Source organism: Gardnerella massiliensis (genome assembly GCF_003408845.1).
Taxonomy (GTDB): domain Bacteria; phylum Actinomycetota; class Actinomycetes; order Actinomycetales; family Bifidobacteriaceae; genus Bifidobacterium; species Bifidobacterium vaginale_H.
The window spans coordinates 136,314-148,844 of the sequence record NZ_LRTV01000001.1 but is presented as its reverse complement, the minus strand read 5'-3'; the positions used below and the strand labels follow the sequence as shown (position 1 = coordinate 148,844).

The 12,531-nt window shown below is 40.9% G+C and carries 10 protein-coding genes; 4 read left to right on the top strand and 6 right to left on the bottom strand.

Annotation, left to right across the window (positions count from 1 at the left end; genetic code table 11):
- On the top strand, positions 1-195 hold a 195-nt coding region (locus AXE77_RS06695; RefSeq protein WP_205727504.1), incomplete at its 5' end, for a hypothetical protein.
- 51 nt (positions 196-246) lie between these two features.
- Here AXE77_RS06695 and AXE77_RS00535 read toward each other — a convergent pair.
- A complete protein-coding gene (locus tag AXE77_RS00535; protein ID WP_165846009.1) occupies positions 247-612 on the bottom strand; it encodes a DUF488 domain-containing protein in 366 nt (121 codons plus the stop codon).
- A 218-nt stretch (positions 613-830) separates the two neighbouring features.
- Here AXE77_RS00535 and AXE77_RS00530 point away from each other — a divergent pair, with 218 nt between their 5' ends.
- A complete protein-coding gene (locus tag AXE77_RS00530) occupies positions 831-1,892 on the top strand; it encodes a YeiH family protein (protein WP_116711638.1) in 1,062 nt (353 codons plus the stop codon).
- Between the two features lie 166 nt (positions 1,893-2,058).
- On the opposite strand, the gene AXE77_RS06770 is transcribed toward AXE77_RS00530, so the two are convergent.
- From AXE77_RS06770 to AXE77_RS00510, 4 genes are all read right to left on the bottom strand, one after another.
- The gene (locus AXE77_RS06770) at positions 2,059-2,961 is read right to left on the bottom strand and encodes a L,D-transpeptidase (protein WP_240612605.1); all 903 of its coding nucleotides are present in this window, start codon (positions 2,959-2,961) and stop codon (positions 2,059-2,061) included.
- Positions 2,962-3,121: 160 nt separating this feature from the next.
- Positions 3,122-4,210 carry a redox-regulated ATPase YchF gene (gene ychF, locus AXE77_RS00520; protein ID WP_116711637.1) on the bottom strand — a complete coding sequence of 363 codons (1,089 nt, stop codon included), beginning with the start codon at positions 4,208-4,210 and terminating at the stop codon, positions 3,122-3,124.
- A 68-nt stretch (positions 4,211-4,278) separates the two neighbouring features.
- Complete coding sequence (gene proC, locus AXE77_RS00515; RefSeq protein WP_116711636.1) at positions 4,279-5,082, bottom strand: pyrroline-5-carboxylate reductase; 804 nt, start codon at positions 5,080-5,082, stop codon at positions 4,279-4,281.
- A gap of 146 nt (positions 5,083-5,228) precedes the next feature.
- A complete protein-coding gene (locus tag AXE77_RS00510) occupies positions 5,229-6,611 on the bottom strand; it encodes an alpha/beta fold hydrolase (protein WP_116711635.1) in 1,383 nt (460 codons plus the stop codon).
- Between the two features lie 118 nt (positions 6,612-6,729).
- On the opposite strand from AXE77_RS00510, the gene AXE77_RS00505 reads away from it, so the two are divergent.
- Together AXE77_RS00505 and AXE77_RS00500 are read left to right on the top strand one after the other, a co-directional pair.
- On the top strand, positions 6,730-9,282 hold the full coding sequence (locus tag AXE77_RS00505) for a sensor histidine kinase (protein WP_116711634.1): 2,553 nt from the start codon (positions 6,730-6,732) through the stop codon (positions 9,280-9,282).
- A 9-nt stretch (positions 9,283-9,291) separates the two neighbouring features.
- Positions 9,292-10,014 (top strand): response regulator, encoded by a 723-nt coding sequence (locus AXE77_RS00500; protein WP_116711633.1) that lies wholly within the window; start codon positions 9,292-9,294, stop codon positions 10,012-10,014.
- A gap of 94 nt (positions 10,015-10,108) precedes the next feature.
- Here the strand turns inward: AXE77_RS00500 and AXE77_RS00495 are convergent, their stop codons facing one another.
- Positions 10,109-12,436: a hypothetical protein gene (locus AXE77_RS00495; RefSeq protein ID WP_116711632.1), complete on the bottom strand. Its 2,328-nt coding sequence runs from the start codon at positions 12,434-12,436 to the stop codon at positions 10,109-10,111.
- Positions 12,437-12,531: the final 95 nt, after the last annotated feature.

The window sequence follows — 12,531 nt, the reverse complement described above, 5'->3', positions numbered from 1 at the left end:
AAAAAAAAACAAGCACTCGTCGAGCGCTGGGATGGCAGCTTCTGGGAGGTCTCCATTGCACCACCGACCCATAGCCAATGGGACATTCTAATGGGACAATGCTCATGTGTCGAGCATACGAAGAAAAAAGTAAATTTTGCTAAATTTTTTGTTGATATATCAAGAAAAAACGGTGTGTCGAAAAGAACTCAATAAGCACCAACCGAAGTTTATACCTACTCACTTATGTTTAAGAAAGAACTAAGATTAGGCAAGTAAGTTTTGCAAATATTCTTTCAAAACTAACGCGTGATTCACTTTTGGATCTTTAGCAGCATACAACAAAGTAACTGTTGAGTATTTAGCGAACAAAGCAGTAAGCATATCGACAGCTTCACGGTTTGCATCGAGTTCTTCAGTATAGCGGTGCGCAAATTCTTCAAAACGTTCAGGATCGTGATTAAACCATTTTCGCAATTGAGTGCTCGGTGCTATATCTTTGCACCACTGATCAACCTGAGCGCGCTCTTTACTCACTCCTCTAGGCCACAGTCTATCCACTAAGACTCGAAAGCCATCATGCTCATCAGCCGTTTCATAAATTCGCTTAATCTTCACCGTATATTTACTCAACACTGCCACCTTTTCCGTACATATCTATGATGACATTGTATTTTCAAAATGCAATATCAAATGCACCACTCTTAAAGAGAGATAATGGTGCGTTATGTTCATTTTTGTAATTTTAACGTTCGGCGTGTCGCGCGATTTTTCAACAAAATTATACAAATTCCACCAAAATTTCGATTTTTTGTTAACTTTTGTCCGATTATGAGAGAATACTTGGCTAAATGGTTACTTTCTTTGATACATGGAAAAAGAAAATCTGCACCACCAACATGGCACTTATCGCCGTGTTGACACTCCTAGCTTCCTTCATCGGTAGCTGGCTTAAGCAATACCCAGGGCTCAAGTTACTGGGCGCACTCATTATTGCATTGCTTATCGGCATGGCTCTGCAGCTGCCTTTGCATTTCTACAAAAAGGACAACACCGCTAGACGAGCAGGCGTTAAAAGTTCCGCTGGCCTAATTGCCAACAAGCTTCTTCGTCTCGGTATTATTCTCCTTGGTTTTAAGCTGAATTTGCACGATTTGTTTACCAAAGGTATTAAGTGCTTACCTATTGCAGCTGTGTTAGTTGCAGTAATGGTTTGCGTAACTTATAACATTGCTAAACTTTTGAAGGTAAACCCTCAGCTTGCAATGCTTACTGCAGGCGGCACAAGTATTTGTGGCGCTGCAGCAGTTATGGGTCTTTCTGGCTCGATGCCAGTTCTCCCAGAAGAAGAAGACGAGAAAGAACAGAACGAAGTTATGGCCGTTGCAACAGTTGCAATTATGGGCACAATTTACGCTCTTGCTGAAATCTTCATTCTTCCTCACCTCGGCATGACTAAGCAGCAGCTTGGCCTTACAGCAGGCGCTTCACTACATGAAATTGCACACGCTGTAGCAGCAGGCGGCGCCTTCGGAAGCATTGACGTAGCTACTATTATGAAACTCGCACGCGTGCTTATGCTCGTGCCAGCATCCATTTTCATTGCAATTTGGTGGAACGCTCGCCACAGCAAAGTAGAAAATAGTGAAAAACGTAGCATCAGCTTCCCATGGTTTATGCTCGGCTTTATTGCAGCATCCGTTATTGGAACGTACGTTCCTTTCGTAACTGCGTACGCTAATGTTTTAGTTGACACAGGATACGTTTTCCTTGGAATGGCAATGGCCGCTCTTGGAATTAACGTAAACTTCCGCGTTATTTTTAAGCAAGGTCGTGCGGCATTTTTAGCAAGCTTCCTTGCTTCTATCTTGCTAGTTGTTTTGGCTTGCGTAGCAGCTGTTTTGTTCTTCTAACGACATATAACGACACATAACAGCACGTAACGTGAAAACTGCTTGTTTACGGAAAAGCAAATAAACAGTCACATATATGCAAAAAGAGGGTCTTCGCGAAGGCCCTCTTTTTTATATTCAGCAATTATTGCAAAACAATATTGCGTTACTCAAACCTATTAATTAACTATCCAATATGAACAGCAGCTCCCGAAGGAATATTTTGATAGAACCAACGCGCATCTGAAACGCTTAACCTCACACAGCCATGAGAAGCAGGCGTGCCAAGTTTTGCTCCCTCAGACGGAATATAAGAACCAAAATTGTAACCGGTTGGAACCGTATGGAACAAATAAACTCCGCCAATAAAACCAACCCAGTAATCCGCACCCACACCTTCTTGAGCATTAAAGAAGTGAGCACCACGCATACCAATTCTGTAATCACCGCGAGGCGTGGAATCGTTAAGACCTGAGCTCATAATCATCGTGTACACAGTTTCACCATTAGCAATAATACGTACACGCTGCTCTGCTAAATTCACTTGTATTTGTAATTGAGAAGCAGGAATTCCAGAAATATTAGGATACGCACCTCCCGTAGGATTCATCCAATAAGCCGATTCAGTAGCAGGAGCTTCAGTGCGAGTTTGTGCAGAAGTATTTGTTTGGGAAGGTTTACGTTCTTGTTGAGTTTTACTTGCTAAATCAGCATTATTTGTTTGCGAATCTTTATTTTGCTGAGGTTTATTAGCGGCATCAGTTTTTCCGCTATTTTTTTCGTCTTTTTGCTGAGGTTTATTCTCACTACTATTTTTACTATTGTTATTATTTTTACTATTCTTACTATGAGAATCTACTTTTTTTATATTCTTCTTAGCTTTTTCTTGAGTAGAAGCTGTGAGCTGCTTTGAATCCTGCTTACTACCTACTTGAGAAGATGAATCATTAAAAAGAAAACCAAGCAGAACAGCAACAATACTAACCACAATGGCAATAACTATCACTTTAGCCACAGGAGAAGAACGCTTCCACCAATTACCAAAGTTTGCAATAGCATGCGACAACCCGTTTATAATGCCATTAAGCATAAATCCATCCCACTATCTCTATAGATTAATCAAACAATCTAAAAAAGCGTTATTGTCAGAATTATATCAGTAAATTACCGACAAAAATTACCGACAACAACGCTACCAGCGCAACAAAGGATTTTTTCTTCAAATATTACGCAATAAATTGAAAGTTTATTCACACATTGAACTTAAATTCAACAATGTCGCCATCTTGCATCACGTAGTCGCGACCTTCAAGGCGAAGCTTGCCCTCTTCCTTAATTTTTGCCATAGAACCATTAGCAGCCACAAAATCATCATAAGATACGATTTCTGCTTTAATAAATCCACGTTCAAAATCGGTGTGAATTACGCCAGCAGCTTGAGGAGCAGTCCAACCTTTATGAATTTGCCAAGCGTGAACTTCCTTCACACCAGCAGTTAGGTAAGTTTGAAGACCCAAAATATCAAAACCTACGCGCGCAAGCTGATCCAAACCAGATTCCTTCAAACCAGCATCCTCAAGCATTTCGCGAGCATCCGCTTCATCAAGCTCAGTAAGCTCAGATTCAAACTGAGCATTAAGGAAGATTGCTTTTGCAGGAGCAACAGATGCAGAAAGTTTTGACTTCAAATCTTCGTCAGCAAGCTCAGAATCATCTACATTAAACACGTAAATAAACGGCTTAGCAGTAAGCAAGTGCAAATCGTACACGTCGTCTTTATTAATAAGCTTTTCATTATGAGCCTGGTCAATAGTCTTCCCAGATTCAAGAATTTCCTTAGCTTTGTTTACAGCGTCTACGTATTCCTGCGTAACTTTCTTGCCGCGCAAATCCTTTTCAAGCTTCGGCAAAGCATTATCAATAGTCTGCATATCAGCAAGAATAAGCTCAGTATTAATCGTCTCAATATCGTCTGCAGGATCAACTTTACCGTTGACGTGCACAATATCGTCGTCATTAAAAGCGCGCACAACTTCGCAAATTGCGTCGGCTTCTCGAATATTAGCGAGGAACTTATTGCCTAAGCCTTCACCCTCTGAAGCACCCTTAACAATGCCAGCAATATCAACAAAAGTAACCGTTGCAGGCACAATCTTTTCAGTATTAACTAATTTTGCTAAAACTGGTAAACGGTGATCCGGCAATGGAACAATACCAGTATTTGGTTCAATAGTTGCGAACGGATAATTTTCCGCCAAAACGTTATTGCGAGTTAAAGCATTAAACATAGTGGACTTGCCCACGTTTGGCAATCCAACAATTCCGATAGTTAAAGACATATTCACCTAGTTTAGACCAGCGTCGGGAAAGAGCGACACAACTTACTTAGACACAACTTACTTATATGTTATTTATTTTCAATAGCATCAATCGCAGAAATAACATCACCCCTGAAGCCGCGAGATTCTAGCTCAGCAACACCTCGAATAGTGGTTCCACCAGGAGAACACACTGCATCCTTCATAGCTCCAGGATGAGTGCGCTCGTCCATATATAATGCACCTACTCCCTCAATCATTTTTGCAGCCAAACGATAAGCGCAATCGCGTTGCAAACCGTACTTCACGCCAGCATCTCCAAGCGCTTCTACATACATTGCGGTAAAAGCAGGAGCGCAGCTAGAAATGCACATTGCAATATTCATATTTTCGCCAGCCACACGCTCTACTAAAGAAATCGGTTCAAATAAAGCATGAAACACAGCAAGCTGAGCGTCAGTTAAAGTGTGATCAGACTCAGCTAAAGTAACGCCCTGACATACTGCAATAGGAGTATTCGGAATAATGCATTGAATATGAGCATCGTTGCCAAGCAATTTTTGGTAACGCTCCAACGTCCAACCTGCTGCTACAGAAATAACAGCAGTACCCCGTTCGTTAAGAAGAGCAGCAAGAGGCTTAAGCACATCAGCAACCTGATGAGGTTTTACAGCAACAATAATCACATCACTCACTTCGCACACTTCTTGAGCAGTGCGCATAGCACGCAAACCAAGAAGCGAAGTATTACGCTCAAGCTTTTCAAAATTATGAGCGCAAGCAACCATACTATTACCCTCTAGTACGCCAGCGCGCACCACGCCTTGAGCAATGGCCTGCGCCATATTACCGTAACCTATAAAACCAACAGTTCCCAATATTTGAGTACTCATATATAATCCCCTTACTTATTCAACTATTTATTCAACTACTTATTCAACAATAAATAGAACACTATTTAATACGCAAACAGATGTATAGCATACCAAATAGTGCTCTATTACTCACAGCTTATTACTCACAAGGCTAAATTTTGCATTTAACGCTTATACATTGCCTCTAAATCACCACGATTCAAAGCTTCATTAAATAGATGACGGAACACAGTATCACCATGCAATCCATCATGCTCAAACTCGTTCGTAGTCCAATAGTGCGAGTTAGCAATACGAGAAAGAGTATCTAATTGAAGACCAGAATCCACGTACATATCGTCAAAGTACACTGCCGACTGCAACGGAACTTCGTTATTTGCAAGCTGATCTTGATCGTAAATCTTACCAAACTGCTTATCTTTCATTAAGCAGTCAACTGCTGGAAGGAACGGTTGCAAAGCCTGCTCTTGATCGTACATCCACGGGAACATTGCCTCTCCCGTAAACAAAAGCGGACGAGCAGAGCCAGAAAATTCAGGCATTGTTTCCCTAACCTGCTGAGCCGCCCACAAAATTGGATGCTCTAATTCGCCGTCAGCATAAATAAACTCTTGCAACGGCCAGTATAACGGGCTTGAAGCAGTGGCATCCATAACGCCGTAAACAAACTCATCGCTTAAACTACCCGCAGAAACGCCGCCACCATGCTTAAATGCTTTCAAAGAACCATCACCATCCGCAAAAGCGGAATCAAGAAGCCAGTGCACTCGTTCAAAACTTGGTTTCATTCCAAAGGAAGATCCCAGCATTTGGAATCGTTCAACCGTGAGCTTTTCTCCATTTGGCAGCGTAACGTCTCCCTGAGCAATACGATCCGCAATCGCTGCAGCGCGAGCAACATCCTGCGGATAACGCTCATAGAATTGCTCTGTTTTACGAGCCATACGCGGGAACGTGTGCTCGTAAACTTCACGCGCATTCGCTGGAACGTGAGGAATACCGCCGGTTGTGAAGCTTGCAATTAATCCTTGCGGGAACAGAGACAAATACGTAAGCGTAAGAAAACCGCCGTAACTTTGTCCCAAAGACACCCACGGCTTCGCATCAAACTCAGTAAGCCGCAAATGTTCAAAATCGCGAATAATTGAATCAGCTAAGAAACGCTTCAAATACCACGCCTGACGCTCAACACTAACGCCGTCATCCGCCATACGCTTCATTGTCGAGGCATCAACTCTTGAAGAACGTCCAACACCACGCTGATCCGGCAAAACTACGCGAAAATGCTTAATAGCCTCTTGAATCCAACCATCACTAGAAGGTGAAAGCGGACGTGGGCACTGCCCACCAGGGCCACCTTGTAAAAACACAAGCAACGGCAAATCGTCGTGCACATGCTCAGGAGCACAAACTACCCTACAGAACAATCGAATTGTTTCGCCTTTAATAGCACCACCCGGAGTATTTCCCTCCCAATCAAGCGGCACATCAATCGCACGCTCTTCAACATGCAATCCAGGAACATAGTAGCTTGTAAGTAATGCCATCTTTATACTGCCTTTCTGTACTCGCGTGCTACATTGCAACTGTCAATTACACACTCTATTTATAAATCATACTCAAGTTTGATTGTTCTATAAAGTACTATGCACTAGCCTAGTAAGTATGAAATTACCCCACATGTTTAACAGTGCAATAAAACGCTTACGCAATGAGCTTACGATAAACGACATATTATGGGGTATTATTCCGTTTATTCTTTTTATGCTTTCAAGCGATCGCTACGTTATAAGCAACGTTGATGGCTTTTTGACTCAAGGTTCGCTTATTACAGTAACGCTTATCAATATTGTTGTTGCATTACTACTTTCAGTCCGAAAACTATGGCCTGAACAAGCAGCTATTATTTTTGTTGTTGTTAGTTTTGTACGAATAATATTTGGCCCTACTCAACTTTTCGCTGATTTCTTTGGTTTCGTACTGCTTGTTAACGCTATTGCGCGAGGAAATCCAGAACATTCAAAAGCTTTTGTTATTGCATCTTACGTAACAACCGTATTATCTTGCGCATTAATATCGTGGAATGTTGTAATGGGACCAATATATGGCAATAATCATTCGAAATCTAGTTATACTTGCAGTGTACGAAATATAGATAGCAGCAATATAAAAAATTGCGTTTCAAATATACTTAATTTTGCAATTCCTTCAATAATTTTTGCGATTATTACTACCACTATTACGGTTATTATTGGCTACTGGCAGCGCACTCACGTGCATACTATTCAACTTTTACAAGATTACAATAATTCTATTCGCACATACCGCAAAAAAGCTCAGCATATTGCTGTTACTGCAGAACGCGCAAGAATTGCCAGAGATATGCACGATATTGTTGCTCACACGCTTTCTATTATTATTGTGCAAGCAGATGGTGGTCGTTATGCAGCAACCAAAGATATTTCGCTTGCTAAAAAAACAATGCATATTATTAAAAACGAAGCCGAGCGAGCCGTTCACGATATGCGCCGACTTCTAGAAGCTTTAACAGACGCTCCATCGGGTCAATTGGACTTCAATCACGTGCCTTCTCTTATTGAGCAAGCAAAAATTGCATCTCCTAAAAATATTTTTTGGCACACTGTTGATGGCACAAATTCTCAAAATAGGCTTAACGCGGACGCACAAACCGTTGCATACCGCGTTGTTCAGGAGTCTCTTACTAATATTCGAAAGCATGCAGGAGATGGCATTAAAATAAACATTCACGAACAGTGGAAGGACCAAGGATTAACACTAAAAATTACAAATGAAATAAACAAGCTAGAAGCTAATCAAGAGCAAAATAGCGGTGTGCCACATAAAAACGGTTATGGTTTGATTGGCATGAAAGAGCGCATTGAGAATCTTAACGGAACGCTGAATTATGGAAAATCAAAAGATGGAACGTTTAGTATTGTTGCTTTTATTCCATATTCCTACAGCGCAGACCAGTCAAACAGTACTGCTTCTGTATTAAATAGTATTCATAACGTTACTCATAAGAATGCAAAAGTTAATAATCAAGCAGAAGCACAAACAAAACCGGAAAATGCAAACGTTTCAACATCATCGGAAGTTTCGACAAACGTTTTGCCATACGTTTTACCAGAAGCAAATACTTCAAAAAATAGGATTGAGAAAGTATCACAATGGTTTGAACAACATTGGCTTATTGGAGACATTATTTATGCATCACCTTGGGTTGTTATGATGCTCTTTCTGCCAACCTACGATTTTATTGTTGGAGTTGGAATGTCTTCACAATATTCCAACTCGCTTTCATTACAAATACTTTATAAAGTATTTACTCTTACAACCATGATTCCATTCATGTTTCGCAGAAAAGCTCCAACCGCATGCGCAATTGTTGCAGCAGTATTTTCTGCAATACAGCTTATACTCTTGCCGAATATTTTATTCGCTAATTTTTTCATACCAAATATTATTTACGCTGCTGTGCTCTACGGTAAAAAACGCGCATGGCAATGGGTTAGCTCAGTAGTGCTTGCCGAATCTGCTATTTTCGCCGTAAAAATTGGTATTTCATCAAAAAATATTCCACAAACTGAAACTCCAATACGATTCTTTACATCAAATATTGCCACAACCAATTTTTATGACTTTATGCAATTTGCGTCCGTTGGATTAGTTTTTGGTTTTATAGTTGCGTTAATTTGTTTTGCGGCCATTGCCTTTGCTTATTCCCGAAGAAATGATGACAATAATTTGATGCTTCTAAAAGCGCGCAGAACGGAACTTGAGAAAGAACAAAAACAGCTAGCAATTCTTGCAGCAAACGCAGAAAGGCAGCGACTTAGCGCAAATATTCAGCAAAAAGTTGCTGTTACGCTGCATAAAGTAATCGATGCCGCAAATAGCGGAATTGATATGCTCAACGAATACGAAGAAGCAAGAAATAATATAAAAAATCAAAACTGTGCAAAACCAGAGCAAGCACTTGAACAAAGTGAAGCAATTAGAAAATCTTTCAAAAATATTAGTGACGAAGGTCGTTCGGCACTTAAATACATGCGAAAGCTGCTTGGGATCTTACGAGAAACCAGCTCCAGCGTTAATTCAACGAATAATAGTGCGAATGTAACCGAAATCGCGGTTCGTCCTGCTCCTTCGCTTGACGAGCAAATTCAACACAACGCATTAAATAAGCAAGAGTAAGTTGATACTATGGAAAATATGGAAAACAAGGGAGTAATTAGAGTCGCAATAGCCGACGATCAAGAGTTGGTTCGAGTTGGGTTCACCATGGTAATCAACTCACAGCAGGACATGCAAGTGGTAGTTCAGGCGGCCAATGGCGAGCAGATAGTAAACCTTACGGAAAGTGAACATCCAGATATTATTCTGATGGACGTGCGAATGCCAGGCATGGACGGATTGGAAGCAACTCGCAAGATTCTGCAGCAAAAAACTAACGCAAATACTCGCATTATTATTTTAACAACTTTTGACCTTGACGAATACGTGATGGCCGCTATTCATGCTGGAGTTTCCGGTTTCCTTTTGAAAGATACTGAACCTGAAACTTTGCTTAATTCAATACGAACGGTGTATCAAGGAAACGCAATTATTGCTCCGACTGCTACAAAGCGTTTGATTGAAACTATGATTCAGCAAGACATAACTACCAACAGCGTTTTAAATACTGCTACCCCGGCTTCACATATTACCAACAACACAAATTCAGCTATTCCAGAACTTACTGACCGCGAGCGCGAAGTTCTTGTAGAGATTGCTCACGGGCTTTCCAATCAGGAAATTGCTGACAAACTATTCATTAGCTTGACTACAGTTAAAACGCATGTTGCGCATATTTTAGGAAAAATCAACGCTAGAGACCGCGTACAAGCTGTTGTTTTTGCTTACGAAAATGGATTAGTTAAGCCATAAAACATACCAAAACATATAAAGAATGCGGCTATTAATGCATAATGCACAAATAGCCGCAAATTTAGATTATCAACTCACCTAGTAGCTTTTTAATTTATGCTCTCGGCATGCGACGGTGACGCATAACAGTTACGCCGGCAGCAGCTGCACCCGTAATTGTTAAAGCTCCAAGTGCTCCCCATATAAGCGTAGTAAACGCGTTATCAGAAGGCTTAGTTTCAACCGTGGCACTTGCTTGTGCTTTTAGCTTTTTATTTTCCGCATCTGAAATCTTCTCGTCTGCTTCTTTAGTGTTAGTATCTGCTGACGTATCTTCAGAAGCCTTAGAGTCCGCTGACTTGCCTTTCTCCGCTGACTTGCCTTCACCTTCAGTCTTATTTCCTGCAGAAGTAGACTGCTTAGTTGAAGCAGATTGAGAAACTGCGGTTTTCGCTGCTGCAGAACGAGCTGTCTGATTAGACTCATCCGCAGACTGCTCTTCAGAAGTATGCTCTCTTACCGATTGCTTTTGAATAGCATTATTTTTCTGAATTGCTGCTTTATATGCGGCAAAATTCAGAATATCAGCAGCATGAGCGGCAGAAGCTGGAGACTCAGCTTGAGCTGGCACTACGGATTCTGGAGCTAACTTACCAGTTTTTGGCTGCGCAGGAGCAGCCTCAGGCTCTGCCGGCTTAGTTTCCGTTTTAGGAGGCACAGCTTCAAGCGTAGGCTTCTCAGATTTTTCTGGAGTCACCTCAGATTTTTCTGGAGTCACCTCAGATTCTTCTGGAGTCACTTCTTGCTGCTTCGCAGGCTTTTCAGCTTCCGGTTGCACTAGCTTAGCTTCTGGCTCTGCAGGAACAGGAGCAGCCTCAGGCTTTGCCGAAGATTCTGCCTGTGCTGGCGTAGTTTCTTTTGCTGAATTTTCCGCCTCGGAAGGAGCTGGCACTTTACCGTCAGCCGACGAATTTTTATTATCTTCCGTTGTCGCGTGTTCTACAGCATTGCTATTTTGCGATGCCGAACCCGAAAGCTGGTGCTTCGATACGTACGGAGCATTAGGATTCATGCGGTTGTAGTTATCACGCAAGCCTTCGTATTCTTTAACGGCATTTTCATGCTGCCTAGAACTTTCCGCTAAATTAGACTGCAACTCAGCAATAGAGTCTTTAAGATTATTTTGCTGCTGCTGCAAAGTAGACTTTTGCTCATTCAGTTGCTGTTTTTTTGCATCAAATTGTGCACTCTTTTCTGTATCCTGTTTAATAGTTTCTAATTTCTGAGTATTTTCTTGAATTTGTTGTTCTAAATTATTTAGTTCACCTTCAGCTCGAGTTATTTGGCTTCCAAGCTCTTTTATCGCATAATGTTTATTACTAAATTCTCTGAACCTCTTACCATAATCTTCAGAAATACTTTTATGCTCACTTTCAGCTTGTTTCTTTTGATCTTCGGTTTCTGCTATATTTCGCAACAATGCTGCCTTACTGTCAGTAGCAGCTTGCTTTTGTTGCTGGTAATTTTTAATTGTCTGTAATGCTAAGTTACGCTGCTTTTCTGTTTCAATATACTTATTATCAGCTGCTTCTGATTCACTCTGTTTGTTGTTAAATCGCTCGCTTAATGAATCAATAGCATCTTGTAGGTTAATGATTTTATCAGTATCATCATCGTTAATAATGCGATTAAGCAGCTCTTTATTAAACTTCTTTAGCTCCATCTGTTTTGCTACGAGCTCTTCGCCGATTCCAGCTAATTCTTTTTCTAACGATTCGGCTTTTGTATTATGCTCATTGAGTTGCTGCGTAAGGGAGCTAACTGATTCTTCTGCAGTTTTAATTTCCTTAGTTAACTTTTCAATTTCATCGTCATATTGCTTCCCATCACGTGTTAGAGATTCTTGCAATGTAGCTAATTTATTTTCTAAATCCGTAACTACTTGCTTTTTTCTTAACTGTTCACTCGACAATTTTGCGAGAGCTTCACTCTCCTGATCATACTCATTTTGAAGAGTATTTTTTCTTTCCTTAGTTTCTTCTATATCCTTTTTATTTTTTGCGTGTTGTTCTTTAAGAGAGTTAATTTTTTGTTGAATTTCACTCGCTTCGCTGCCGTGTTCTGGAATTGCGTCCCATTTCTTTTGCAGAAGTTGTATTTGATTGTCTAAGTCGGTAATTTTATTCTTAAGTTTGCTAGAATTAGTATTCGCTTCTTCTATCTGAGCTTTGTAATCATTGACCTGAGATTTTAGCTTATCAACTCGTTCTTCAGCTTCTTGAACGCCCGTTGCAGTAGGCGCTTTTACAGTCGCCTCTGCTGCTGGTTGCATATTAGTTTGAACATCATTAGCCGCTTCTTGCGCCCACGCTGGCATTGGGCTTTGCATTAACAATAAGATTCCTGCAATCGCTGCGGCAGATTTTTTCTTGACCGTTACCATATATATTTACTCCTTGCTCGTAGCGGCCTTCACGTCTAACTTATGTCAGCAGTTAACAAGAGCATAACAAAGGAATAAATACATTTTCAACGCAA

Excerpts from the sequence above, each read along its gene's own strand:
- ychF (WP_116711637.1), bottom strand. The coding sequence starts at position 4,210 with ATGTCTTTAACTATCGGAATTGTTGGATTGCCAAACGTGGGCAAGTCC.
- AXE77_RS00495 (WP_116711632.1), bottom strand. The coding sequence starts at position 12,436 with ATGGTAACGGTCAAGAAAAAATCTGCCGCAGCGATTGCAGGAATCTTA.
- AXE77_RS00505 (WP_116711634.1), top strand. The coding sequence starts at position 6,730 with ATGAAATTACCCCACATGTTTAACAGTGCAATAAAACGCTTACGCAAT.
- proC (WP_116711636.1), bottom strand. The coding sequence starts at position 5,082 with ATGAGTACTCAAATATTGGGAACTGTTGGTTTTATAGGTTACGGTAAT.
- AXE77_RS00510 (WP_116711635.1), bottom strand. The coding sequence starts at position 6,611 with ATGGCATTACTTACAAGCTACTATGTTCCTGGATTGCATGTTGAAGAG.
- AXE77_RS06770 (WP_240612605.1), bottom strand. The coding sequence starts at position 2,961 with ATGCTTAATGGCATTATAAACGGGTTGTCGCATGCTATTGCAAACTTT.
- AXE77_RS00530 (WP_116711638.1), top strand. The coding sequence starts at position 831 with ATGGTTACTTTCTTTGATACATGGAAAAAGAAAATCTGCACCACCAAC.
- AXE77_RS00500 (WP_116711633.1), top strand. The coding sequence starts at position 9,292 with ATGGAAAATATGGAAAACAAGGGAGTAATTAGAGTCGCAATAGCCGAC.